Here is a 25,434-nt window from a genome sequence, read left to right as displayed (position 1 = left end):
TGCTGCTGTACCTTGGTTGGCAAAGGAGAATTAACGCCACAAGATATTAAAATCAATGGTTGTTAGCCAGTATGAGATGACAAACATTGGTATGGCAATCGCTAAACGCTTAACAATTTTGCTTGGGTCCACGTTAATATAATCGGCAACGATATTTCGTGCTGCACGAAAGGCCGTATCACCTGAAGCAATAGGAAGCACCACTGCACCGAGTACAGCAATCGTACCACCAACTGCGCCAAGTAAGGTCATGGAAACCTTATTAACTACTAGGGATGCTGTTCCTTCATTAATTAACCCTTGCAGGCCTTGGCCATCAAATAGACTCATTGCTGGTCTGTTCTATATCAACAAACTAGCCAGTAGAATCAGTCTATAAACGGGTACTAACTAATCTTCAACCGTTCAACTTTTTAAATCTCTGGAGCAACTTTGAGTCGATGATGCTCAAGATTTCAGGGACTCTGATGGACTTTCATTCTAAGTCGATCAACTTGTTGAGATTTCGGAGTAACTTTTAGGAGATTAGGATTAACCTTTATGGAATTAGATCAACTTTCTTCAATATGGTGTACTAGCAGTCAATTAAAAAGAAGGTTCCAATAAAAATTTTAAAAGCCGATACTTTATCGGCTTTTTGCAATCCCGTCCTCTACACATTCTATAAACTGCCTAGAATCATCCATCTTAAAGTAAAGAGAGTCAACCATTTTCCGCTTACCAAAGAATTGATACACTTCAACGGATTTATTAAGTTTAACCACATAAGGAATTTGTTCTTTTTCCAGTCCATGGAGTGCAAGGGAAATACCTTTCTTGTCTTGGTCGACTTCTTTTACGGTCTTTGTATTTTCGCAAATCATTTCCATGTCTTGAAAAGAAATAAATCCATATTGCCGAATTCCCTTTTGGAAACGAATCCCTTCTCGATCTACAATGACTGGAGAGAGGCGAATAGCTTGATAGTCTGCAATGATAAACAACAACGCATAAATATCTATTGCTGTAATAATCCAGGCAAAAACATGGCTAAATTGCAAGACTATGAAGTGAATTGCTATTATTTCAATCAGCATCGCATGAACCAACATAAGAAACACACCCAAATATGCACCATCTTTATGAAAGGTAAAGGATCGAACACTTGCACCTTCTAGAACAGGAGCCTTTCTTCTCCAGCTAAATATACTGTAATAGATTGCTGCGATATCCGTAGCTAAAACACGCAGTAATAGTAGATACTTGTTTAATTTGCTGTTTTTAAATGCAAAGGTTCGCTGAATAGAGGCAGTGAAACTTAATAAGAAGTGATAATGGGTATTTTTCTCTGTTTCGAAGTTGTTTAGAAAGGCAGGCAATTTCCTTAAGATCATAGCAAAAATGAGGACTTCAACCATAATGATGAGTGCCTCGAGAGTAATGATGGAGTAGTTGAAATAACTAAGATAACCGTTCGCTTCACTTGGTATGATCCAATTAGCAAGCAACAGACCTAAGAACATTAGAAAAAATAATACTAGAACCGAACCCCTTTTCCGAGATCCGAAAAAGAAGAGAACAATCGGTAAAACTACAACAAGATCAATCGCAGTACCGAGACCAAGAACATCATTAACTGGGCCGGCAGCTCCGCCTTGCATAATCAGCAGATTGGGAACAAGAATCAGCATAAGGAAAATTAAGATTCTTCCAATGAAAACCTGGTTAATGGAAAATGATGTTGTCATTGCACTCCCTGCTTTCTTTGTATATTTACTATTATTATACTGAAATATAGGGAGCAGGATACGCTTCTGTTTTGATTGTTTGAAATTGTTCACAAATTCATCTGCTAATGAACCTTCAGTGAGTAGGCTGAGTTTATCTCCAATTGTTTATAATATTAATCTTCAAAAACAAAAAGGACACCTTTAGATAAAATTAAGGTACTTACACCTTAACTATCGGAGGTATCCTCTAAAAGTAAAAGAGGAAGGTCTAAGCTGATTAGCTATTAAAATGAAATAACCCCTAGCAAAATTGCGGCAATCGTCATGACGATGCACGACCCATAAGCCCATTTGAAAAGGAATTTTTGATGATCCCCAAAATCTACCCCAACTAATCCAATAAGAACAAAGGTGGCTGGAACTAATGGAGACAATGGAAATCCAACGGTAGAGTGACCTAATAGTGCTGCCCTTCCTATTTCAACTGGATCGATCCCAAAACTTGCTGCTGTTTGACTAATGATAGGAAGAATTCCAAAATAATAGGCATCAGGCGAAAAGACGAAACCAAGTGGAATACTTGTAAGCGCCACGACTAAAGGCAAATGTGCTCCAAGCCATTCCGGAATAACCGAAACAATTGTAGCAGCCATCGCGTCCATCATTCCAGTTCCACTGAATACACCAGTGAATATTCCTGCTGTGAAAACTAGCGTACTAATTAACACAAAGTTATTTGCATGACTTAAAATCATCGCTTGCTGATCTTTTGGTTTAGGGTAGTTTACAAGCAAAGCGATCGCAAACGCAACGGCAAATAAAATTTGAATCGGTAATACTTGCATGACTAACATGGTCATAAGCACAAGCGTTAAACTTAAGTTAAACCAAAACATTTTAGAAACACCCTTACCTGCTTCTGCTGCAGCAGCCATTTCCGGTGATTCCATAAAAGCTTCCGGTTCAATAATTCCTAATCGTTTCCGTTCCTTCATGCCCAGTATATAAGCTGAAAAAAGTGTCCATATGAGTCCAGCAATCATAATCGGGATAAGCGGTATAAATAAATCATAGACTTCTACTTGAAGGCTGGCTGCCGCTCTTACTAACGGTCCACCCCAAGGAATAATATTCATGATTCCAGCAGCTAATGAAACGACACATGCCAATATGAGGCGATTCATCCCCAATCTTTTGTAAAGAGGAAGCATTGCTGAGACGGTAATCATGAATGTGGAGGAACCATCTCCATCCAAGCCAACAACGATAGTAATAATAGCAGTTGCCAAAACAACTTTTAACGGGTCACCCTTCACTAAACGAAGTATTCGCGCAACGATTGGATCAAATAATCCAACATCAATCATCAATCCGAAGTAAAGAATCGCAAAAACGATCATAATGGCTGTAGGTGTAACGGTGATAATACCATCCATCATCATCTGTCCCATTTCTTGGCTAAACCCACTAATTAGGGCAAAAACAACAGCAACAAGGACAAAGGCCACAACAACGGAAAGGCGTTTCGTAATGACTAAAAATAGAAACGTAGCAATCATCAAAAATCCCAGAAAAGACAGCATTAAAATTTCCCCCTTTTAAACAACATAGAAGTTAAATGTTTAGTAGAATAAGTTAAATAATTTCAGTATTCAGATAGACTAAAGAAAAAAGTTTTCTGTCTGTTATCCTCTCCCCTGTTGTTTTATCATCTTTAAATCCCATAATCAGTCACGTTATCTGAAATTTCGATGATTTTAATATTATACATGGAAAAATAAGTTTTTAGTATAGAATATTTTGAGTTTTTTTAAAAGAAGTGATTGACGGTGTTAAATCTTTCTTTCTGAATTACTAGTCTAAATAATATAGACGAAATTTTTTAAAGTAATGAAAGATGATCTAATGGGTTCAGTTAAACTGGTTTACTGTATGTGAGGATCTTCTTATTGAGAAAACAAGGGCAATCATAATCAGTTGCAGAGTGAGCTAGGAGAGTATAGGGTTGTGGCCTGATTTATTGGAACTTGATCTCTGTTTTTATTCTGTTGAGGTACGTAACTGGATCATTTTACCTTTGTGATTATGTGAAATCGCTTAAAAGCTCTGCATAGTCTAAATGCAGAGCTCTTTAAAAAACATATATATTTATCAAAATTAAATATAACGTTCCACTGTCGACGCGGATGATAAGGAAGTATCGAAACGCGATGGATTACGCCGTTTCAATTTTTGCTCTATCTCCTTACTTTGTACGTGAAGCGGATTGTGCTAAGCTATTCGACAAATTTTCTGCAACTTCTTTTTTCTTTACAAACAAGAAATAGGAAGCAATCGTTATACCGACAACTAGCAAAGTAAGTACTGCCTGTAATCGTAATGATTCAATGAAGAACATAGCGATATAGATGCCTGAAATACAGATGATCGTCGCATAGGTAAGATAAGGGAATAGCCACATCTTAATTTCTAATGCCTCAGGGTTCTCAAGTTCGAGTTTCTTTCGCATTCGTAATTGAGAGACGGCAATCACTAGATAAACAAAGAGAGCAACAGCACCTGATGAATTGACAAGAAATAAAAAGATCTTATCTGGTGAAATATAACTGAAGATGACAGCAATATAGGAAAACAATGTACTAAATAGAATCGCTCTAGCAGGTACGCCTTTTTTACTCAATTTCAAGAATGCCTTTGGTGCTTCTCCTTTTTTTGCCATTCCATATAACATACGGGAATTCGCATATAATGCAGAGTTGAGACAAGAAAGGACGGCGGTTAACACAACAAAGTTCATAATCTGTGCGGCTGCTGGTATTCCAATATAATCGAGAACTGCGACAAATGGGCTCACAAGTATATTCGCTGAATTCCAAGGTAATAAAGTAACCACAAGGGCAATAGAACCGATATAGAAAACGAGAATTCTCCAAACGACACTATTGGTCGCAATGCGAACAGATTTTGCCGGTTGCTCTGATTCTCCAGCGGCAATGGCCACAATCTCCGTTCCCATGAAAGAAAAGATAACCACAACAATCCCCATTAGAACGGCGCCAAACCCAGTTGGCAAAAATCCGCCATTGCCTAATAGATTTGAGGTGCCAGGAGCATCCACTCCAGGATACCATCCAAATATAACGGAAAGACCAAGGACAAGAAATAGTCCAATACTAATAACTTTAATAAGTGCAAACCAGTATTCAAATTCTCCAAAGGATTTAACAGAAAATAGATTGGTAATCGTAAGTAAAACAGTTAATATGAGTGCCATTAACCAAAGAGGGAAGTCAGGAATCCAATAGTTCATGATTGCAGCACCAGCAATTGCTTCAATTCCAATAACTACAACCCAAAAGAACCAATATAACCATCCAATGGTAAAACCAGCCCATGGTCCAATGGCTTCGCTCGCATAGGTTGAAAATGAGCCACTTGTAGGATTGGCTGCAGCCATTTCGCCAAGCATTCTCATAACAAAAACGACAATTAATCCTGCAAGTGCATAAGAAAGAATTGCTCCAGGTCCAGAAGAATTTATAATGGCACCACTACCCATAAATAATCCTGCTCCAATAACCCCAGCAATCGAAATCATACTAATATGTCGTATCTTTAAATCTGATTTTAGCTCACCTTGCTGTTCACTCATCAAAACTCCTCCTTGAAATTTACTGTAATTCATCACGGGATTGGGATTTAAGCGCTTACAAAACAGCGAATTAACTTACACTTGTTAAAATTAATCATACCTAAATTATGACAAAAGAGTCTATAGACAAACTGTAATAGAGCAGGAAATAATAGTATACAAAATGTTAAAGAGACATAAGGAGAGTAGTAGAGTTCCTGCTACTCTTAGTAAACTTCGGATATATCATTAAGAAGACGGTCTATGATAGAGGGATCCATCTTTCCATAGTGATAAGACCGGCAACAAGGTCAGTTGCATTTGAAGTATACACCATTCATCAAACTTCTTGAAATAACTCGGTAACAATGGAAATAAACTTTTCCGTTGCATGTGATACGTGACTTCCTGTCGCTAATGCAATCATCCGGTAAGCATCTTCCTCTAAATCCAGTGCTGTTATATTCGATGTACGATTCTTGAGGACAAGCCCAGGTCGAATATTAATCCCTAGGTTAGCCTGAACTAAAGCAAGAATCGATTGATCATCTGAAACCTCGTAAGCAATAACAGGATTAAGATTATGGCTGCTGAAAAAATTTGATATTTCACTGTCCCAGCCAGCTTTTGGTTTAATCAACGGATAATTTTCAATTTGACTTATTTCCATCACTTCTTGTTTACAAAGTGGATTATCATTTGAAACAATGCAATAAAGTTTATCTTTTTGCAGTGGTACATAATCAAGTTGACTTTTGTCTGAAACGATGGAAAAGCAACAGTCTAACTCGCCTGATAACACTGCACTTTCCAAGCTTAGATAATCATCCCCCTCATATATTTTAATAGTAATTCCAGGAAATTCCTCCTTAAAAACTGTAATAATCTCTGGAATCCAGTTCGTGGTAACGCTTGCGAAAGTGCCTACATGAATCGTTCCCTTTTCAACCCCTTTTAGAGCAGCAGCCTCTTGGAGTAAATTATCATAAGCATTCGTTACTAACAGGGAGTGCCTATAAATACTTTCGCCTTCCTTCGTTAGCTTAACACCAGAGCGATTTCGAACTAATAGTTTTACATCTAATTCTTCCTCTAGATTTTTAATGGCATAGCTAATCCCAGATTGAGAAAGATTCAGCTCAGTAGCAGCTTTCGTTATATTTTGTAATTGGACGACCTTGTTTAAAATTTCCAAGCGTTGAATACTCATTTCGTACCTCCAATCATGAATAAATTTGATGGTAAGTATTTGAAATCGTTATTTTACTAATGACGATTTATAATATAGCATAAATATAGAGTTAATTCAAAATAAACTAAAATGTATTCGTTTTCAAAGGTGGAATTTTTTATGGAGAGGGGAGTTTCGAAAAATGCTAAATACAGTTAGCCATGATAAGTCTGTTCTTCGCGATAAGGATTCTGTTGAAAGAATGTACATTAACGGGGAATGGATAGTAAGCACTTCAAGTAAAGAGAGCGAGGTAATCAACCCTGCAAATAATGAAGTTATCGGCAGGGTGACACAAGGTACAGCAGAAGAAGTTGATGCAGCGGTAAAATCTGCAAAGGAAGCTTTTTATAAAAAGGGATGGAAGACCACATATGCAAGAGCGAGGGCAGATTATCTGTTGAAAATTGCAAGCAAGCTAGAAGAACGAAAAGAAGAAATAGCGATGCTTGAGACTTTAAATAATGGGAAAATCTTTAGTGATTCTCTTGTGGATGTGGAGGATGCTATCAATCAATTCCAATACTATGCAGGTCTTGCTACAAAGCCTCATGGTCAGACATATGAAGTACCAGATGAAATTCAGGCGATGGTTATTCGTGAACCGATTGGTGTTGTCGCAATCATTGTCCCATGGAACTACCCACTCGTAATGGCAGCACAAAAAATGTCAGCAGCTTTAGCGGCTGGGTGCACGGTAGTTGTGAAACCTTCAACTCAGACCCCACTTACATTGATTCGACTGTTTGAAATCATCGATGAAGTAGGACTTCCGAATGGTGTTGCGAATTTAGTGCTTGGATCAGGGTCAATGGTTGGAAATGAGTTAATCAATCATCCCGACGTTGAAAAAATCTCGTTCACTGGTGGGACAGCGACAGGGAAGCAAATTATGAAAGATGCTGCAAATACTTTAAAGAAGATCGGCTTAGAGCTTGGTGGAAAATCGCCAAATATTGTCTTTGCTGATGCAGATTTTGAAACAGCAGTAGATTATGCGCTGTTAGGAATATTTGCAGGGCAAGGTCAAGTGTGTTCAGCAGGCTCACGCTTACTCCTTGAAAAGAGCATATACGATAAATTCGTACCAGAGTTAGTTTCCAGAGCAAAAAAGATAAAGATTGGACCAGGATGGGATGAAACAACAGAAATGGGACCACTGATTTCTAAATCACATCTGGAGAACGTGCTAAATTATGTGGAAATCGGCAAAGGAGAAGGCGCGGAGCTTTTATGTGGAGGTAGACAAATCACAGAAGGTGAACTTGAGAAAGGGAACTTTGTGGAACCGACGATTTTCACCAATACAACTCCGGATATGCGTATTGTTCAGGAGGAAATATTTGGACCAGTTCTAGTGATTCAAGTGTTTGAAACGGAAGAAGAAGCAATTGAATTAGCAAATGGTACTGACTTTGGCCTTGCAGCAGCAGTGTTTACCAATGACGGAGCAAAAGCACAACGCGTGATTCGTCAGTTACAAGCAGGAATTACATGGATCAATACGTACCATCCAACCTTTAATGAAGCGCCATGGAGTGGCTACAAACAAAGTGGGATTGGTGGAGACTTAGGAACATACGGGTTTGAAGAATACTTGTATAAAAAGCAGGTTAACATCGCCCTTGAAGTCAAACCTTCTGGATTTTATAAAGGTTAAATAGGTAGGGGAGATTAGCTAAAGAAAGGGGGGAAAACCTCATGAATTTCGATGTGATCGTGATTGGAGCTGGAATTATTGGTTGCAGCACGGCTTATTATCTATCAAAAGCCGGATACAAGGTTGGTTTAGTAGAAAAGGGAGATATTGCTCACGGAACATCAAGTCGCTGTGATGCAGTAGCGCTTATAAGTGATAAAAAACCCGGTATGGATACAGAAATTGGTTATCGAAGTATTGAAATGTATAAAGAATTATCGAAAGAACTATCATTCGACTTTCAATTTGCATCGCGTGGCAGTTTATATGTATGTGAAACAGAACAAGAATTAGAGATCGCGACAGGATATGCAGCCCAGCAAAATCGTGATGGGTATCGATTGCAGATTGTTGATCAGAAGGAACTGCTTGAAATAGAACCAAAATTAGCGAAGGATTTAATTGGTGGAATATGGACAGAAGTGGACTCCACTATGAATCCTTACTTAGTTTGCTACGCCTTCATCGAGGAAGCAAAGAAATACGGTTTAAGTTTATTTACGAATCATGAAGTTCGTGAAATCAGCCGTGGAGTTAAAGGACAGATTGAAAAGGTGATCACGGACAGAGGAATATTCCAAACGGAAAGAATTGTAAACTGTGCTGGTGTTTGGGCCAGTAGGATTGGTGACATGGTTGGAATTGATATTCCTATCCGGCCAAGAAAAGGAATGATTCTTGTCACTGAAAAGACAGATCAGATTGTCAATCAAAAGGTGCATGAGTTTGGTTACATGCTATCTAAATTTGAGGATATCAATTACAAGCGAAACGTTAGCAAACTAGTGGAAGATCATAATATTGCTTTTACGATAGAACCTACAGATGCTGATAACTATTTAGTAGGGGGTCATCGTGCATTTAATGGATACGATATCCGATCAGAAAATCAAGTAGTTAGAGGAATTGCGGAACGAGCGATGCGCTTTTTGCCAGAGTTAAAGAATGTAAGTTGTATTCGAACATATGCAGGTGTTAGACCATGGGTAATTGACCATTTGCCAATCGTTTCTGAAGTAGAAGAAGTCCCTGGGTTCTATATTGCCGGTGGACACGAAGGTGATGGAATTAGTATGGCGCCAATAACAGGGAAAATGATTACACAGTTGATTTCAGGAGAAGAAACGGATTTTGATATCAGTCGTTTAAAATTCTCGCGTTATCAAGAAGCGATTATTTCATAAGAAAAAGGATAGGAGGAATAAATAATGAGTATTGCACCAAAAGGACTTATTGTACCATTAATCACGCCATTTCATGAGGATGAAAGTATTGATTTTCAGGCATATGAGGAAGTAATTGATTTTCAAATTGAAAGTGGAATCCATGGGCTTCTGGTAGGAGGGACTACAGGGGAATATCATGTGATGTCATTAGAGGAACGTAAAAGCTTAATCAAAGCCGGCTGTAAATATGCTGCAGGCAGAGTTCCTGTTATGGCAGGTGTTGGGGGCCCTACTGCCCAGGAGACAATTGAACTTGCCAATTATGCTGCTGAATGTGGTGTAAGATGGGGACTTGTACTCCCTCCATACTATCATCAGACAAGTGAAGAAGGAATCCGTGATTTTTACAAAGAAATAGCAGAAAAGTCAGATATCGGTATTGTTATCTATAATTATCCTGGAGCGACGAATGTTTGCCTTTCACCAGAACTGATTTACGAGTTAAGTCAGGAAGAAAACATTGTAAGTGTAAAAGAATCAGCTGATTTTGGACACTTCTGTCAGGTTTTGGCTCTGACAAAGGATGTTGAAAACTTTACGGTATTTACGGGAGAAGAACCGTTTATCCTTCCTTCTTTATCTATTGGGGGACAGGGGGCATTTGGGATTCTTATTAACTTGCTTCCTAAGGAAATGGTAGAACTTTATGAATTAGTCGTTGAGAAGAGCGATTTACAAGCTGCGCGAGAATTAAATCAAAAACTATCAGGTATTTATGGATTAATGGAAGCGGAAGGAAATCCGTATCCAGGACCGGTAAAAGCAGGCCTTGACTTGGTTGGAATCAAAGGTGGAAAAGTGAGAAAGCCTTTAACACAACCTACTGATGATATCAAATTACGAATTAAAGAAGAACTAACAAAGTTAGGATATAAAGTTAAAGAACAGGATAAATCTGTTATTCCGAGTTAGTGCTTTTCAGATATAAACATAGTAATAGTTTCGGAGAGTGCATATTCTCCGAAACTATAAGGGGGAGCCATCGTTGAATTTAAATACATTAACAAGTGAACATGGGGATTTAGGGAAGGAAAAAGAAAGCAATATTATTACGATGAAAAAAGGCCACTATGTAGCGGGTTATTCAGTTGGAATACTCTATTTAGATGATTGCTGGTACCCTGTTCTGCCAGGAAATGTTGCTAATTTAAGCACTTATGATTTTCCTGTGCGGCTAAAAGTAGTGCCAAATTGCAATCAAGAAAGAATTCATGTAGGAGATCCTACCTTAGTGGACGATATTATAAGGGCAGCAAAAGAGTTTGAGGCAGAAGGAGCACGCGCGATTTGTGCGGCATGTGGATTTTTTGGCAATTTTCAAGAGCAGGTTGCAAATGCTGTTGACATACCTGTCTATCTATCAAGTGTTATTCAGTTACCATGGATAAAGGCAGGGTTAAAAGCAGACCAGGAAGTTGGTATGTTGACCGCGGATATTCATGGAATTACAGATCATTTATTTAGAAGCTGCGGTATAACTAATCCGGATTTTGTTAAAGTCAAAGGGTTAGGAGATTTACCAGAATTTTCGGCTATCATTGAGAGCAGAGGAAGTTTTAATAATGACATTGTTCGAGAGGAAGTTGTTCAAGCTGCCTTGGACCTCTTAAAGAAAAATCCGAATATCGGTGCAATCTTACTAGAGTGTAGTGATTTGCCACCGTATGCCTCTGACATCCAACGTGCAACAGGGCTCCCCGTTTTTGACTTTATTACAATGATAAATTGGGCGCATATGGCAACGACCCAGAAACCTTATCAGGGTTTCATTTAATAGGAGGGTTATGTAATGGCGGGAGAGAAGACAATCGTCTGCAGATGTGAAGAAGTAACGTTAGAGACAATCGTAGACACTATCGAGCAATATTCTTGTTCTTCAAGGGAAGTTAAATTACGTACCAGAGCAGGAATGGGGTATTGTGGTGGAAGAACGTGTCGGAATGTCATTGATCGAATTGTTGCTGCGACAAACGGAGAACCAATTAAAGATGAATTGCAATTGAGCTATCGGTCTCCGATCCGCCCAGCCACTTTTGAAGTACTTGGGGGTGGACATGAGAATGAGAGTTGATCATCATCCAGTTTTAGGGAAACAAACAGATCGAAAACAGGTTACTATCTTCTTCAATGGGAAACCCTATGATGCGTATGAAGGAGATACAATCGCATCCGCAATGATGGCACAAGGTGTATACGCGCTTCGTCAGCACGAAGTAAGTGGAAACGCACGTGGAGTATATTGTAATATCGGTCATTGTTATGAATGCCGGGTAAAAGTAGAGGATAGAAAAGTAGTTCGGGCGTGTCTGACAACTGTCTATCACGGCATGGAAATTGATTCACTATCTGGTTTTAGTGAAGGGAATGAATGAAGGTGTGGAATTTACTGATTGTAGGAGCTGGCCCCGCTGGCTTAAATGCTGCCATTGCAGCTGCTGGAGAAGGCTTGAAGGTGAAAATCATTGACGAGTTTAACAGAATTGGCGGCCGATTACTAGGACAGCTTCATCAAGAACCAAATGGAGAATGGTGGAATGGAATAGATGTAGCGAATCGACTGCATGAAAAAGCAATTACTTTAGGAGTGAAAATAGAATCTGGTGTATCTGTTTATGACTTAGAGCAATCCGAGTTTGGATGGAAGGTCTACACATCAGAGGGAATGGAAAAGACGGAAAAGCTGCTTTTAGCAACAGGAGCGACGGAAGTTCCAACTCCAATTCCTGGTTGGACTATTCCTGGAGTGATGTCGATAGGTGCAGCTCAAGTGATGGGAAATGTACATCGAGTGAAACCTGGCAACACATGTGTCATTATTGGTGCTAACGTTCTTTCGATTGCGATAGCAAACGAATTAAGACTTTGTGGGGTAGAAGTAAAAGAAATTGTTATTTCGCAACCCAACTCTAGTTTGACTCACAGTGGGACTCCTGAAAAAGTAATGGAATCCTTATTGCAGCTTACCCACTTGGCTCCGTCGGTACTGCTACGACAAGCTGGAAGGGTTGCGAAATATATACATCCAAGTCTAGCAGTTAAATTTTATCCTAAAAACGGTATGAATATCTTGGATATTCCAATTAAAATCAAAACGGCTGCAACAGAAATTATAGGGGATAAAAAGGTAAAAGGCGTAAAGACAGTGAATATTAGATCAAACGGGGAAATAATTCCGAATACGGAGAGGATAACTGAAGCTGACTTTGTTTGTATAGCAGGTGGGTTAGCTCCATTACCAGAATTGGCAGCGCTTACTAGTTGTGAATTTAAATTTGTTCATGAGCTGGGGGGGCATATTCCACTTCATAGTGAACGAATGGAGACAAATGAGCCAAATCTCTTTGTCGCAGGGAATATAACTGGAGTTGAAAGTGCAAAAGTGGCAATGGCTCAAGGAACTGTAGCAGGTCTTACCATTGCATCTGAAATAAAAGGTAACAAGAAGCATTCCGATTCTGCTATAGAAGAGGCTTTATTGACAGTAAGAAAGGAAAGGGAAGAGGCTCTGATCCAATTTCAACCGAATATTGCCAGAGCACGGGAATTAATCTATCAGCAGTTCGAATTAGATTGGAAAGCAGAGAGTCCCAAACGATCCATCTCATAGCCAAAGATGGAGAGCTCAAATTTAAAATGAGGTGAAGAAATGAAAATTTTAGTTGTAGGAGCAAGCGGAACAATAGGAAAAGCAGTAGTGAATGAGCTTAAAAGCGAGAAAGTAGAAATTGTTACAGCTAGCCGCAGCAGTTCTGAAGTATCCGTGGATATTACTTCTACCAAAAGCATCAAGCAAATGTTTGAAGAGGTTGGTCAAATCGATGCACTTGTATCTACAACAGGAGCAGCCCATTTTGGATTAGTGGAGGAAATGACTCCTGAACAGAATCTTATTTCAGTAAATAGTAAGTTGTTAGGACAAATAAATCTGGTGCTTCTTGGCTTAGAATATATTCGAGACTATGGAAGTATTACATTAACCACTGGTATCTTGATGGATGATCCACTTGTGAGTGCAGCATCATCCGCTATGGCAAACGGTGGTGTTCGTGCTTTTGTAAAATCAGCCGCAATTGAGCTTCCGAGGGGAATTCGTATTAATAGTGTAAGCCCAAATGTACTTGAAGAATCTATTGAAAAATACGGTTCTTTATTTGTAGGAGCAGAACCTGTTAAATCGAAAAGTGTGGCATTGGCTTTTAAAAAGAGTATTTTAGGAGCGCAAACAGGGCAGAGCTACAATGTTTACTAGATGTGATTATAGTAGCTTTCTAGAGGACATAATCTGACAAACAATCATTAGTCTATTTCATTAATGTACATGAAAAAGATATAACTATCAGATAAATGAAGGATCATATGTGGAATCATGTGATTCCTTTATAAGAGGGGGGCTGAAATTGGAGTATAGTACTGTTGTAATTACTGGCGCTGGAAGCGGCCTAGGTGCATCTTTAGCAAAAAAATTTTCACTGTTGGGTAGTCATGTATGTTTATTAGGCAGAACAAAGAAAAAGCTAACAGTCACGGCTTCAGAATTAAAAGGTGATTATTCCATTTATGAAGTAGATGTGAGATCCAAAAAAAGTGTAAGAAATGTTATGGAAGAGATAAAGCATAATCGTGGCTCCATAGATTGTCTGATTAATAATGCGGGAGTAGGAATCTTTAAGTATTTAGAAGAGCTAAACGAAGAGGAAATTATTCAAATGCTTGATACAAACTTAAAGGGTACCATATTCTGCACACAAGAAGCATTAGTATACATGAGAGAACAAAATAAAGGACAAATAATAAATATTGTCTCAGGGTCAGGAAAAGTAGCGAAGGAAACGGAAAGTGTTTATAGTGCTAGTAAGTTCGGAGTTCGTGGGTTTTCTGATGCAGTTACAGCGGAATTGTCGAATACGAATATTAAAATTCATTCTGCTTATATGGGAAATATGAAAACAGAACTATGGGAAAAAGACATCGATGAGGAAAGGTTGGCACAATTTATAGATCCTGATGATGTGGCTGATATCATTATTGATAGTCTGAAAAACCAAAACAAGATGTATGTAAAGGATATTACCATTCTAAATCATAACTACTAAAACTCTAAATACTGAATACTTATTCAGTTAAAGTAGTATGTAAGGCCAAAGTAAGTTTTATAGAGTAAATACAATTCTAAACGAAATGAAAATATAAAGTGTTAATTTTAGTTATTTCACTAGAGAGAACAGTATACTACCAAAAATTAGAATATTATTAATAATAAAAATGATTAAAGAATTCTAGTTTGAAATGGGTAATCTAAATCATATGTTAATAGGAGGTTATCATGGGAGAATTAGTAGGGTGGATTAGTGGATTAGTCTGGAATCAATATTTCATTTATGCTTTCCTAGCAATCGGATTATTTTTTACCATCATTACCCGCTTCGTACAAGTAACCCATTTTAAAGACATGATTCAATTAATGTTTAACAGAGAGGATTCAAAAAGTGGTGTATCCTCTTTTCAAGCGATATCGATGTCATTAGGAAGTCGAGTAGGAACTGGGAATATTGCTGGGGTCGTAACAGCAATTGCTTTAGGGGGGCCTGGTGCGGTTTTTTGGATGTGGGTGATGTCATTCTTAGGAGCAGCCACTTCATTTATTGAAATCTCCCTAGCACAAATCTATAAGAGTAAAATAGACGGTGAATATCGTGGTGGGCCGCCTTATTATATCGAAAAAGGACTAGGATTTAAAAAGTTAGCTATTGCATACGCGATCCTGACCATTGTAGCAAATGGCTTTCTATTAATGAACATTCAATCGAATACCATTGCAGTATCGATGGAAGGAGCATTTGGAATTCCGCCATTTATTGTAGGCTTGTTTTTAGTTGCAATACTGGCATTGATTGTTTTTGGTGGTACAAAAAGGATAGCGAAAACTGCAGAATTTATTGTACCGATTATGGCTATTGGTTATATCGTTGTTTGTGCCATTGTATTAATCGCAAACTTTACTTTTATCCCTGAAGTATTTCAGTTAATTTTCTCCAGTGCTTTTGGCTTAAACTCTACGTTTGGTGGATTAGTTGGCTCTGCGGTTGCTTGGGGAGTACAGCGAGGATTCTTCTCTAATGCTGCTGGCTCTGGTGGTGAAACCTATGAAGGAGCTGCCGCAGAAGTATCTCACCCTGCCAAACAGGGGCTCGTACAGGCATTGGCGGTATATATCGATACATGGGTTATTTGTTCTGCGACAGCTTTTATGATTCTGATTACAGGTATGTTTAATGTTCATCCAAGCGGTCAAGATGCAGTTGTTACAAATGTTCCGGGTGTAGAAGCTGGCGCTATAAATGTTCAACTTGCTGTTGATAATGTTCTTCCTGGATTCGGCTATCCATTTCTTGCATTTGCTTTACTGTTCTTCTGTTTTACCACAATGGTTTCCTATTATTATAAATCAGAAACATCATTAGCGTATATCATCAGCAAGAAGAAGATAAGTAAACGATGGAGTGGGAGTCTATTAAAGTTTTTAGTGTTAATTTTTGTATTTACTGGATCCATTGTAGCTACAAGTACGGCATGGGCATTAGGTGATATCGGTTTAGGAAGTATGGCATATTTAAATATTTTCGCCATAGTTCTCCTTAGAAAACCAGCGTTGAAGGTTTTAAAAGATTATAAGGAGCAAAGAAAAGCTGGTATAGACCCAGTATTCGATCCGATCAAGCTTAATATTAAAAATGCAGATTTTTGGGAAGAACAGGTGAAAAATAATAATGAGCCCACTGATGAAAAGATCCGAATAATATAAAGGTGGAAAGGAGTAGAGGATGATGCGATTGAAAGATAAAGTAGCAATAATTACGGGGGCTGGCTCTGGTAATGGTGCAGCAATAGCTAAAGGATTCCTCAAAGAAGGAGCGAAAGTTGTATTCGCGGATATCAATATTAGCGGTGCAGAGAGAGAAGCAATCAATTCTGGGTATGAGCAAGAACATTGGCTAGCTGTAGAGGTAGACGTAGCCAAAAAAGACTCGGTTGAAAATTTAATCCAACAAACATTGTATGCGTTTTCCAATGTAGATATCATGGTGGCTAATGCTGGGATTACTATCAGAAAACCATTCTTGGAATTATCTGAAGAGGATTACGAAAAAGTAATGGATGTCAATGCAAAAGGGGTATTCTTATGCAGTCAAGAAGCTGCACGAGTTATGGCTAAACAAGGAAAAGGTTCCATTATTCATGTCTCTTCTACTACTTCTGTATTAGCGGAGCCAAATGCTGTTCAATATGGTGCCTCTAAAGGCGCTGTCGCTTCGATGACGAGGCATATGGCGTATGATTTAGGTGGTTATAATATTAGGGTGAATGCAATAGCACCGGGTACAATCCAAACCAACTTAACGGCAGGGCGTTTACTGGATGAAGAAGTTGCTAGAAAAGAAGCCGCACTTACTATGTTAAATCGCATTGGAAAGCCAAATGATGTGTTGGGTGCTGCCATCTTTTTAGCATCTGATGAATCTTCTTTTATAACGGGTACTCACTTATTTATTGATGGGGGATACTCAGTTAAGTAGTATCTAGCAACAATATTGATTTGGTATACGAGGATAATAGACTAGGCTATCTGTTATGAACAGCGTCAAATCTTTTATAAGTTTTTTATCTTAAGTAAAAGAAATTAGAAGCAAGAGATGGTTGTTTAGTAGCAGATAGCCTTTTATTCCAATAAGATTAGAATTATACCAAGTTTTATTTTTACTTTCGTCCTCTCTTTTTCTAAATTGAACGGTATCAAAGATAAACTTAAAGCTTTCTGATTAAGAGAGAAGAGGTGGAGGTCAAGATGAGAGGACTAAATGAGAATTCATTATGGTTTGTTTGTTCCATCACTCTAAACGCTTTAGGAAATAGCTTTATGATCGTAGCTAATTTAGGAAGTGCACCTTGGGCAACTGCTGGAGAAAATCTAGTGCATATCTTACCGTTTTCCGTTGGAGTATGTATTATTATTTTGAACTTTTTCTCGTTTGTATTAAGTTATTTTATGAAGGTAAAATTTACCTTGGCAATGATTATCAAAAGTATGGCCCTAACTATCGTGTTTGGACTATTAATCGATTTGTTTATCTATATCCATCAACATACATATGTGCCAGGGGAAATGACAATTCGTTACATATACTTAATTATCGGTCTTAACCTTATTGCAGTGGCTTTATGCATTTACTTTCAATCAAGCACTGTATATTTGCCAGCTGATTATTTGCTGAAGGCGTTCGGAAAGCTAATGAACAATTATACAACAGGAACCATCTTGTGTACGGCCATTCCGTTATCCATAAGTCTCGTTATTATTCTTTATCGAAACGATGTTACTGGTCTTGGTCCAGGTACGTTTTTATTTATGGCTGGGATTGGGTTTTTAATTGATCAGTATAATCGTTGGATAGTGATTCCTCGTACTTCTACGCAGAATATGCACTCGACATAAGGTGGTTTTGAGTTTGTTTCGGGGGGTAGAGTGTAGAGAAGATGAGTTCATTGTATTCGGTATTTAAGCTGGTAGCACATTATGGAGTAATAAATCAGAGGAGAACCGGGCTGATTTTTGCTCGGTTCTTCAATCTAAGATCATTGCTTAGTAAATTCACTAAAATTACTATTGTTATTAAGGAGAGCGTAAGCACATGTCGCCATCTCAATCGCCTGCCGTTTCATAGGCTCCATAAAATCTTCTCCTAGTAACTCTTTGATTTTATCTAAACGGTGATAAAGGGTTTGCCGGACAATAAAGAGACGGTCAGCTGTTTCTTTCTTGGAGCCCATTGTCTCGAGGAATACGGAAAGAGTTAATAATAAATTTCCATTCATTTTTTCGTCATATTCCAATAGTGGCCCTAAGTATTCTGCTGCATAGGATTCTAACTCTTCTTGACTAAGCTTAGATAACAGACGATAAACCCCAATTTCTTCATAGAATAGAGCCTTCAAAATCTGCTTTTTCTGTATAAAGAGGACGTTGTTTGCTTCTTTATAACAGCTAGCTACATTTGCGTAATCTTTTTGAAAACTACTAATTCCGATATTGCATTCATTCCCATGAAAAATGTTCTTTTCATAAATATGGTTTATTTCTTTAGACACTAGAATAAAACGATCTGTATCTTTTTGGGCATTGCTGTTCTTATAGAAAGAAGCAATTACTGCAATTTTATTTTTTGTTACAGACATTGCGGGAAAGAAGCCGTATTTCTTAAATAACGATCTTATTATTATAGACTGTTGAAGCTTTATTTCTTCCCAATCATCTTTATTGAAGTATTCTTCATGGGTATGATTTTCAACGAGAATCAACCTGTAATAAAGATTCTTAGCAGGAGCAGGCAGAATCTTATGAGCAATAGATGATTCGTATTCCTCACCGTGTAATAATTTCTGAACGATTTCTTCTTCTTGATTCTGTTTTCTTTCCTCTATTGTTCTGTTTCTAAGGAGAATTTGTGCAATGGCTAAGGAAGCACGATCCAGTACCGAAAATGAAAATTCATCCAAGTTCTCTGATTTCTCTTGTAAACAAAGATTCCCCCATGAATGCCCGAGTCCTTTAATCGGAAAGGCGGTATAATATTCGTTATCCAATAAAAAATCCTTATAGGCTTCTATGTTCATTGATTTGTTCATAAAAGATCGAATCGTTTCCAATCGTTCATTGTTTTGAAGAGGAGAGTAATACGTTTTTTTATCATCGGTAATTAGCAGAACAGTTGTATGAAAATGTTCATGCAGCTTTTTAATTATTTTTAAAACTCCGTTTGGTTCTAGTGATAGTTCGTTAAATTGGTTGGAGAGATGATGAAGCTGTTTCAGCATTTGATGATGCTGGTTAATAATAATAGTATGCAGGTCTTGGGTGATATCTACGAATTTAACAATGTGTGGAAATGTAATGATAGGAAAATGATGTTGATCAGCAGTCTGGATAATTTCAGGGTTGATTTCTTTCACATGCGTTCCTAATTCAATACATATCCCTGCAACATTTTTCTCTATTAATCTTTTAATCTTTGGTATTCCGGCAGGTGAATCAAATGCGATGTTAGATCCTGTGGTTAGAATCAATTCCCCGCCATTAATAAACTCATCAAATTCATCCATCTCTAAAATATGAGTCCATTTAATTTCCCGATGTTTGCCATTTTCCCCAGCTATTAATTTCGCATGTTTAAATATATCCCTCTTTAATATATCATTTACGGTCACTGTCCAAACCTTCATGGAAAGCCCTCCAATGTGTAAAAGAAATAGTGAGATGATTTTACTTTATGTAAAGTGATAATATTCTTAATATAACATAAAATAAGTATGTAATAGCAGTTAAGTGATGTCAAATATAAGAATTGGACCATATGAAATAACGAAAAGACGTTTAAAGGTAGACACTTCGTAAAAAAGCAAATATAAGAATGGAAGGAGCAGGTAGGCATGGAAACTATTGAAATGCAATCACTTGTTGAAAAGGACCGTAAAAATGTATGGCATCATATCTCACCTTATAGTGCAGAGAATCCTCCAATGATCGTGGAGGAAGGAAAAGGTTCTTGGATTACCGATCATAATGGAAACAGGTACCTGGATGGAATGTCTGGATTATGGTGTGTCAATGTTGGCTACGGGCGAGAGGAATTAGCGCAGGCTGCATATGACCAAATTAAAAAAATGGCCTATACTCCAATGACCCAAAGTCATCTTCCAGCAATACAGTTAGCAGAAAAATTAAATGAAATGCTTGATGACAACTATATGATCTTTTATTCCAACAGTGGTTCAGATGCTAATGAAGTAGCCTTTAAGGTCGCACGTCAATATCATCAGCAAAATGGGGATGCCAATCGTATTAAAATTCTTTCCCGCTATCGGGCTTATCACGGCAGTTCCATGGGAGCACTCTCAGCCACAGGGCAAGCATTAAGAAAATATAAATATGAACCACTTTCTTCAGGATTTTTACATGTTGCTCCACCGGATAATTATCGCAAACCAGATAATATATCAGTTGAGGAATATAATTTACAAAGAGCAAGAGAAATAGGAGAAACCATCATTTGGGAGCAAAAGGAAACCATAGCGGCGGTAATTATGGAGCCACTAATCACTGGTGGAGGCATTCTTATTCCACATCCTGTTTATGTACAAGAAGTGGAAAGAATTTGTAAACGCCATGGAGTGCTTCTCATCATTGATGAAGTAATTTGTGGATTTGGCAGAACTGGTAAAACCTTTGGACATCAACACTTTAATATTAAGCCAGATATGATTACCATGGCAAAAGGGTTAACCAGCGCGTATTTGCCTTTATCAGTAACCGCTATTCGAAAGGACATATACGAGACCTTCAAGAGCAAGGAAGAAAATAGCCATTTTCGTCATGTAAATACATTTGGCGGAAATCCAGCCGCATGTGCAGTAGCCTTGAAGAACATTGAGATTATGGAAAAGGAAAATCTAGTTGATCGATCTGCAGAATTAGGGGAACGTCTCTTGAACGAACTAGATGAATTGAAAATTCATCCATATATTGGAGATATCCGTGGGATTGGTTTAGTCGTTGGAATTGAAATTGTCGAGGATAAGCATACCAAGGAACCCGGTTCAAAAGAGCGCGTTGGTAAGCTGATTGCAGATTGTAAGGATAGGGGACTAATTATTGGGAAAAACGGAGATACCGTTTCCGGTTATAATAATATCTTAACGCTTAGCCCTCCATTATCATCTAAAGATGAAGATATTGAATTCATTATTTCAATTTTAAAACAAGTTTTTAACGATAATATGTAGCAAGAAACCTTAAGAATAAGGGGTGTCAAAAAAGGCAAGAACAATGAATCATCCATGGCGATGTTCCTTATCATTGGTTGCAATTTCCTGGGAATTAGAATATTGTGAAGCTAGTAAACTATTTGATTATTAATAGAAATACAAAAGTGCTAGGAGGATTCCAATTGACACAAACAACAGTAAAAGAAGTTAAAAATTATATAGGTGGGAAATGGATAGAAGCTAAAACAGATAGAACGGAACCTGTGTACAATCCGGCAACAGGCGAAGTGATTGCACAAGTACCTATTTCAACACACGAGGATTTAGATCAGGCAGTACAGGTAGCGGCAGAAGCATTCGAGTCTTGGAAAGAAGTAGCTGTACCCCGACGAGCTCGAATTCTATTTAAATACCAGCAACTACTAGTAGACAATTGGGAAGAACTAGCAAAGTTAATTACCATTGAAAACGGAAAAAACTTTACGGAAGCATACGGAGAAGTTCAACGTGGAATTGAAAATGTCGAGTTCGCAGCAGGAGCACCGTCTCTTATGATGGGAGAGCAGCTCCCATCGATTGCAACCGACCTAGAATCTGGTGTATATCGTTATCCAATAGGTGTCATTGGCGGGATTACTCCATTTAACTTCCCAATGATGGTGCCGTGCTGGATGTTCCCGATGGCAATTGCTACAGGAAACACGTTCGTATTAAAGCCATCTGAACGCACGCCACTATTGGCAAATCGCTTAGCAGAATTATTAGAGGAAGCTGGGCTGCCAGCTGGTGTATTTAATATTGTTCACGGAGCACATGACGTTGTGAATGGACTATTAGATCATGAAAAAGTAGCAGCGATTTCCTTCGTAGGATCTCAGCCAGTGGCCGAGTATGTTTACAAACGTGGAACGGAAAACCTAAAACGTGTTCAAGCTCTGGCTGGTGCGAAAAACCATTCCATCGTATTAAGTGATGCCAATCTAGAAAACGCAACGACGCAAATTATGAATGCTGCATTCGGTTCTGCAGGAGAGCGCTGTATGGCAGCATCCGTAGTAGCAGTAGAGGAATCGATTGCTGATGAATTCATTTCATTGCTAACTCAAAAAGCGGATGAAATTGAAATCGGCAATGGGTTAGATGAAGGCATTTTCCTAGGACCAGTCATTCGTGAGCAGCATAAAGAACGGACACTAAGCTATATAGAGTCTGGTGAAAACGAAGGGGCAAAACTGGTCCGAGACGGAAGAAATGATGAAGCAGTTAAACAACAAGGATACTTCGTTGGACCAACGATTTTTGATGGTGTAACAACTGAAATGAAGATTTGGCAGGATGAAATCTTTGCACCAGTATTATCGATTGCACGTGTGAAGAATCTTGACGACGCGATTTCTTTAACCAATCAATCACGTTTTGCAAACGGAGCTTGTATTTTCACAAGAGATGGTGGAAATGTTCGCAAGTTCCGTGAAACAATTGATGCTGGCATGCTCGGTGTTAATATCGGTGTACCCGCACCAATGGCATTCTTCCCATTCTCCGGATGGAAAGATTCCTTCTATGGTGACTTGCATGCTAATGGAAAAGATGGATTGAACTTTTATACACGGAAGAAGGTTATTACGACCAAATGGGTGTAAATTAGTAAATTTGTTGAGGTCATTAAATAAATAGTTAAAAAGATGAGTAGGATTATTAAATCTTACTCATCTTTTAAGTTGTAGCAAACATTGGTAGATTTTATTTATATGGATAATTTATATACCATTTAACTGTTTATAAACCTGATAAACATAGAACAGATATCGATTATGTGAAATTGAATCTTCATTATGGTGTATGATGATAGGTTGAATTTTATGAGTTAGATAACTCCGTGATACTCTCGAGTATTCCCACAGATGTTTAAAAGATGGTCTTGTAACGAAATTTTCCAAATAGGCTGATCGATGACTTCCAGGTCTTCTTACGTCATTTAGAACTTGAATCATTTCTTCAGCTGTTCTTATTCCGAATCCATGTCCAAAATAGGTGCCATCTTCTAGAACAACAGCATTTTCTCCTCTCCACCAAGCAGTTTCCGGATCGAAATCTGGATTATTAAAGTAGACGACATCTCCAGGTAAGAAATGACTCGTTCTATGATTGCGTGTTCCAAGAATTGCATGAGAATGCCAGCTGTATAAATAGAGATTCTGAAATAAATGATTAAATACAGCTTCATCTATACTGTTCAAAACGGCATGGTAATAGATAATCACCATTGCAGTAGCACATTCAAACGCATATTGGGAACTATTGATGAATATGTCTCGAATGGCATCAGATGGTTTTACACCGGGCTTTAATTGGAATCCCCCGATGTCGGTCAATAGCCAATACTGGGGATTACAGCGAGAGTTCTCAAAGATATCAAACTGTGCTTTGCCTTGATTCATAGCTTTTGCACTTAATATGATGTTTTTACGCAACTTAATTTCAAATGATAATTGATCTAGAGATTGATATGAATAAACGGCAGGATCTTCTTGCATTCGTTGAATGAAGATACTTTCCATAGTATCTGGTGGCCACATGTCACTTTGTTGAAAATTTTTTCCCGATACTTGTATCAATAATCTTTACTCCAATCTAACATCAATTTTAATAATATCAGCCTATTCATTTTTCTTTCTAAGGTGTATAACCAACATAAACAAATATGGTGTTGGTTAGGCAGTGAATGGATTGCCATGCTTCCGTTTCCAGCAATACCTTGGATGCCCGCTTCCGAGTTTCGTTAACCTTTTCAGCTAATATGTCCGAACCCCTCCCAAAATTCTATTTACTACTAACCTATTATCTTGTATAATATATAAAACTATCAGAATATTGGTATTATAATGGGGGGTCACGGGTTGAAGATTGAGGCTACTGAGACATATAAGAGAGATCGGGAAACAGTGATTCAATTAACGAAAAAGCTTGTGCAAATTCCTAGTGTATATCGGGAGAATGCCCCCGAAGGAAATGAGTCCAAAGTTGCCACCTATGTCGCTAATTACTTGCAAGAGATTGGAATCGAGACACATATCCAGGAGGTAGTCCCAGGCAGACCAAATGTAATCGGTATCATCGATTCAGGTAAACCAGGAAAAACCTTATTATTTGAGGGCCATACAGATGTTGTTACAGCAGGTAATCCTGATACATGGAAATACGATCCATTTAGCGCTGAAATCGTGGATGGGAGAATGTATGGACGTGGCACCAATGATACAAAGGGGAATCTAGCATGCATGATTACAGCTGTACAATCACTCCTATTAGATAAAGAAGAATTTACAGGTAAAATTATTCTTTGCATTCCATGCGATGAAGAGGGATTGATGATTGGCATCAAGGATTTTATTAAACGCGGATGGGCAGACGGTGTGGATGGTGCCATTATTTGTGAACCGGAGGAAAATCAGGTTTGTATCGCCCAACGAGGAGCAATGCGGGTTCAAGTTGATGTTTTTGGAAAACAAGCCCATGGTGCTATTTCGTGGAGTGGCATTAATCCTAACATTCGCTTAGCAAAGCTCATGGTTGAACTAGAAAACCTAGAAAAAGAAGAACAAGAAAGATATGGCGAAGATCCATACTTAAAATGGCCTTCGATTACTCCGACGATTGTAAGGTCACATGTAAAGGGAGATCCACAAATAAATGTAATCCCTCATCACAGCATGATGACATTAGATATTCGGACCATTCCGGCCCAGAATCATGATGAATTGCTGCGGCGAATACATGGAATTATCGACAAGCTAAAAGAGAAAGATCCAGATTTTCGAGCAGAACTAACAGTCTTAGATAATCGTCCAGCAACCTCAACTTCCAAACAGGACCCTGTTGTACAGGCAGTATATAAAGCGGTTCAAAACGTAACAGGAAAAACACCCAAATATAACGGGGTGCCAGGTGCAACAGACGGAACATTTTTACACGTGCATGGTATACCAATTGTAACCATAGGTGCCGGTGATCGCGATATACCACACCAAATAAATGAATACGTTGACATAGATGAATTAGCAGAAACGACGGCAATTTACCGTGAGGCAGCATTGCAATTTTTAACTAACTTGAGGTGA

22 protein-coding genes are annotated in these 25,434 nt (G+C 38.3%); 15 read left to right on the top strand and 7 right to left on the bottom strand.

The genetic code is table 11. The annotated features are described in order from the left end of the window. Positions 1 to 30 precede the first annotated feature (30 nt). The 5 genes from D8M04_RS20455 to D8M04_RS12975 all read right to left on the bottom strand — a co-directional run bounded on the left by D8M04_RS20455 (position 31) and on the right by D8M04_RS12975 (position 6,550). Positions 31 to 330 (bottom strand): hypothetical protein, encoded by a 300-nt coding sequence (locus D8M04_RS20455; RefSeq protein ID WP_246001240.1) that lies wholly within the window; start codon positions 328 to 330, stop codon positions 31 to 33. Between the two features lie 296 nt (positions 331 to 626). Next, positions 627 to 1,727 (bottom strand): hypothetical protein, encoded by a 1,101-nt coding sequence (locus D8M04_RS12990; protein WP_121523650.1) that lies wholly within the window; start codon positions 1,725 to 1,727, stop codon positions 627 to 629. A gap of 266 nt (positions 1,728 to 1,993) precedes the next feature. Beyond that, complete coding sequence (locus D8M04_RS12985; protein ID WP_121523648.1) at positions 1,994 to 3,292, bottom strand: CitMHS family transporter; 1,299 nt, start codon at positions 3,290 to 3,292, stop codon at positions 1,994 to 1,996. A 662-nt stretch (positions 3,293 to 3,954) separates the two neighbouring features. Beyond that, positions 3,955 to 5,361 carry an amino acid permease gene (locus D8M04_RS12980; protein WP_121523646.1) on the bottom strand — a complete coding sequence of 469 codons (1,407 nt, stop codon included), beginning with the start codon at positions 5,359 to 5,361 and terminating at the stop codon, positions 3,955 to 3,957. Positions 5,362 to 5,680: 319 nt separating this feature from the next. Then, positions 5,681 to 6,550, bottom strand: coding sequence for a LysR family transcriptional regulator (locus D8M04_RS12975; protein ID WP_121523644.1), 870 nt, complete (start codon positions 6,548 to 6,550; stop codon positions 5,681 to 5,683). Positions 6,551 to 6,713: 163 nt separating this feature from the next. Between D8M04_RS12975 and D8M04_RS12970 the strand changes: the two genes are divergently transcribed. From D8M04_RS12970 to D8M04_RS12915, 12 genes are all read left to right on the top strand, one after another. Beyond that, positions 6,714 to 8,231 (top strand): aldehyde dehydrogenase family protein, encoded by a 1,518-nt coding sequence (locus D8M04_RS12970; RefSeq protein ID WP_121523642.1) that lies wholly within the window; start codon positions 6,714 to 6,716, stop codon positions 8,229 to 8,231. A 41-nt stretch (positions 8,232 to 8,272) separates the two neighbouring features. Beyond that, positions 8,273 to 9,454, top strand: coding sequence for an NAD(P)/FAD-dependent oxidoreductase (locus tag D8M04_RS12965; protein ID WP_121523640.1), 1,182 nt, complete (start codon positions 8,273 to 8,275; stop codon positions 9,452 to 9,454). A 24-nt stretch (positions 9,455 to 9,478) separates the two neighbouring features. After that, positions 9,479 to 10,408, top strand: coding sequence for a 4-hydroxy-tetrahydrodipicolinate synthase (gene dapA / locus D8M04_RS12960; protein ID WP_121523638.1), 930 nt, complete (start codon positions 9,479 to 9,481; stop codon positions 10,406 to 10,408). 73 nt (positions 10,409 to 10,481) lie between these two features. Further along, the gene (locus D8M04_RS12955) at positions 10,482 to 11,270 is read left to right on the top strand and encodes an aspartate/glutamate racemase family protein (protein WP_246001239.1); all 789 of its coding nucleotides are present in this window, start codon (positions 10,482 to 10,484) and stop codon (positions 11,268 to 11,270) included. A 15-nt stretch (positions 11,271 to 11,285) separates the two neighbouring features. Continuing rightward, entirely contained in the window at positions 11,286 to 11,567 is a 282-nt protein-coding gene (locus tag D8M04_RS12950) for a (2Fe-2S)-binding protein (protein WP_121523636.1), read from the top strand. Continuing rightward, entirely contained in the window at positions 11,551 to 11,868 is a 318-nt protein-coding gene (locus D8M04_RS12945) for a (2Fe-2S)-binding protein (protein ID WP_121523634.1), read from the top strand. The genes D8M04_RS12950 and D8M04_RS12945 overlap by 17 nt, the downstream gene beginning before the upstream one ends. A gap of 2 nt (positions 11,869 to 11,870) precedes the next feature. Beyond that, positions 11,871 to 13,103, top strand: coding sequence for an NAD(P)/FAD-dependent oxidoreductase (locus tag D8M04_RS12940; protein ID WP_121523961.1), 1,233 nt, complete (start codon positions 11,871 to 11,873; stop codon positions 13,101 to 13,103). Positions 13,104 to 13,142: 39 nt separating this feature from the next. After that, positions 13,143 to 13,745, top strand: coding sequence for a short chain dehydrogenase (locus tag D8M04_RS12935; RefSeq protein WP_121523633.1), 603 nt, complete (start codon positions 13,143 to 13,145; stop codon positions 13,743 to 13,745). A gap of 148 nt (positions 13,746 to 13,893) precedes the next feature. Further along, the gene (locus D8M04_RS12930) at positions 13,894 to 14,589 is read left to right on the top strand and encodes an SDR family oxidoreductase (protein ID WP_121523631.1); all 696 of its coding nucleotides are present in this window, start codon (positions 13,894 to 13,896) and stop codon (positions 14,587 to 14,589) included. A 230-nt stretch (positions 14,590 to 14,819) separates the two neighbouring features. Beyond that, positions 14,820 to 16,298 (top strand): alanine/glycine:cation symporter family protein, encoded by a 1,479-nt coding sequence (locus D8M04_RS12925; RefSeq protein ID WP_121523629.1) that lies wholly within the window; start codon positions 14,820 to 14,822, stop codon positions 16,296 to 16,298. A gap of 19 nt (positions 16,299 to 16,317) precedes the next feature. Next, positions 16,318 to 17,070, top strand: coding sequence for an SDR family NAD(P)-dependent oxidoreductase (locus tag D8M04_RS12920; RefSeq protein WP_121523627.1), 753 nt, complete (start codon positions 16,318 to 16,320; stop codon positions 17,068 to 17,070). Between the two features lie 269 nt (positions 17,071 to 17,339). After that, the gene (locus D8M04_RS12915; protein WP_121523625.1) at positions 17,340 to 17,987 is read left to right on the top strand and encodes a DUF6198 family protein; all 648 of its coding nucleotides are present in this window, start codon (positions 17,340 to 17,342) and stop codon (positions 17,985 to 17,987) included. 140 nt (positions 17,988 to 18,127) lie between these two features. On the opposite strand, the gene D8M04_RS12910 is transcribed toward D8M04_RS12915, so the two are convergent. Then, entirely contained in the window at positions 18,128 to 19,771 is a 1,644-nt protein-coding gene (locus D8M04_RS12910) for a PucR family transcriptional regulator (protein WP_121523623.1), read from the bottom strand. Between the two features lie 207 nt (positions 19,772 to 19,978). Here D8M04_RS12910 and D8M04_RS12905 point away from each other — a divergent pair, with 207 nt between their 5' ends. Further along, a complete protein-coding gene (locus tag D8M04_RS12905; RefSeq protein ID WP_121523621.1) occupies positions 19,979 to 21,331 on the top strand; it encodes an aspartate aminotransferase family protein in 1,353 nt (450 codons plus the stop codon). Positions 21,332 to 21,495: 164 nt separating this feature from the next. Continuing rightward, positions 21,496 to 22,956 carry a CoA-acylating methylmalonate-semialdehyde dehydrogenase gene (locus D8M04_RS12900; RefSeq protein ID WP_121523619.1) on the top strand — a complete coding sequence of 487 codons (1,461 nt, stop codon included), beginning with the start codon at positions 21,496 to 21,498 and terminating at the stop codon, positions 22,954 to 22,956. 117 nt (positions 22,957 to 23,073) lie between these two features. Here D8M04_RS12900 and D8M04_RS12895 read toward each other — a convergent pair whose 3' ends face one another. Next, on the bottom strand, positions 23,074 to 23,931 hold the full coding sequence (locus tag D8M04_RS12895; protein ID WP_121523617.1) for a protein-glutamine gamma-glutamyltransferase: 858 nt from the start codon (positions 23,929 to 23,931) through the stop codon (positions 23,074 to 23,076). Between the two features lie 282 nt (positions 23,932 to 24,213). Here D8M04_RS12895 and D8M04_RS12890 point away from each other — a divergent pair, with 282 nt between their 5' ends. Then, positions 24,214 to 25,434 (top strand): M20 family metallopeptidase, encoded by a 1,221-nt coding sequence (locus tag D8M04_RS12890; protein ID WP_246001238.1) that lies wholly within the window; start codon positions 24,214 to 24,216, stop codon positions 25,432 to 25,434.

The organism is Oceanobacillus piezotolerans (assembly GCF_003665065.1).
Lineage (GTDB): Bacteria > Bacillota > Bacilli > Bacillales > Amphibacillaceae > Oceanobacillus > Oceanobacillus piezotolerans.
This window is presented reverse-complemented; position numbering and strand designations above follow the sequence as displayed.

What these genes read in the sequence shown, in the direction of transcription:
- D8M04_RS20455 (WP_246001240.1), bottom strand. Translation starts at nt 330, where the DNA reads ATGAGTCTATTTGATGGCCAAGGCCTGCAAGGGTTAATTAATGAAGGA.
- D8M04_RS12990 (WP_121523650.1), bottom strand. Translation starts at nt 1,727, where the DNA reads ATGACAACATCATTTTCCATTAACCAGGTTTTCATTGGAAGAATCTTA.
- D8M04_RS12985 (WP_121523648.1), bottom strand. Translation starts at nt 3,292, where the DNA reads ATGCTGTCTTTTCTGGGATTTTTGATGATTGCTACGTTTCTATTTTTA.
- D8M04_RS12980 (WP_121523646.1), bottom strand. Translation starts at nt 5,361, where the DNA reads ATGAGTGAACAGCAAGGTGAGCTAAAATCAGATTTAAAGATACGACAT.
- D8M04_RS12975 (WP_121523644.1), bottom strand. Translation starts at nt 6,550, where the DNA reads ATGAGTATTCAACGCTTGGAAATTTTAAACAAGGTCGTCCAATTACAA.
- D8M04_RS12970 (WP_121523642.1), top strand. Translation starts at nt 6,714, where the DNA reads ATGCTAAATACAGTTAGCCATGATAAGTCTGTTCTTCGCGATAAGGAT.
- D8M04_RS12965 (WP_121523640.1), top strand. Translation starts at nt 8,273, where the DNA reads ATGAATTTCGATGTGATCGTGATTGGAGCTGGAATTATTGGTTGCAGC.
- dapA (WP_121523638.1), top strand. Translation starts at nt 9,479, where the DNA reads ATGAGTATTGCACCAAAAGGACTTATTGTACCATTAATCACGCCATTT.
- D8M04_RS12950 (WP_121523636.1), top strand. Translation starts at nt 11,286, where the DNA reads ATGGCGGGAGAGAAGACAATCGTCTGCAGATGTGAAGAAGTAACGTTA.
- D8M04_RS12945 (WP_121523634.1), top strand. Translation starts at nt 11,551, where the DNA reads ATGAGAATGAGAGTTGATCATCATCCAGTTTTAGGGAAACAAACAGAT.
- D8M04_RS12935 (WP_121523633.1), top strand. Translation starts at nt 13,143, where the DNA reads ATGAAAATTTTAGTTGTAGGAGCAAGCGGAACAATAGGAAAAGCAGTA.
- D8M04_RS12925 (WP_121523629.1), top strand. Translation starts at nt 14,820, where the DNA reads ATGGGAGAATTAGTAGGGTGGATTAGTGGATTAGTCTGGAATCAATAT.
- D8M04_RS12920 (WP_121523627.1), top strand. Translation starts at nt 16,318, where the DNA reads ATGATGCGATTGAAAGATAAAGTAGCAATAATTACGGGGGCTGGCTCT.
- D8M04_RS12915 (WP_121523625.1), top strand. Translation starts at nt 17,340, where the DNA reads ATGAGAGGACTAAATGAGAATTCATTATGGTTTGTTTGTTCCATCACT.
- D8M04_RS12910 (WP_121523623.1), bottom strand. Translation starts at nt 19,771, where the DNA reads ATGAAGGTTTGGACAGTGACCGTAAATGATATATTAAAGAGGGATATA.
- D8M04_RS12905 (WP_121523621.1), top strand. Translation starts at nt 19,979, where the DNA reads ATGGAAACTATTGAAATGCAATCACTTGTTGAAAAGGACCGTAAAAAT.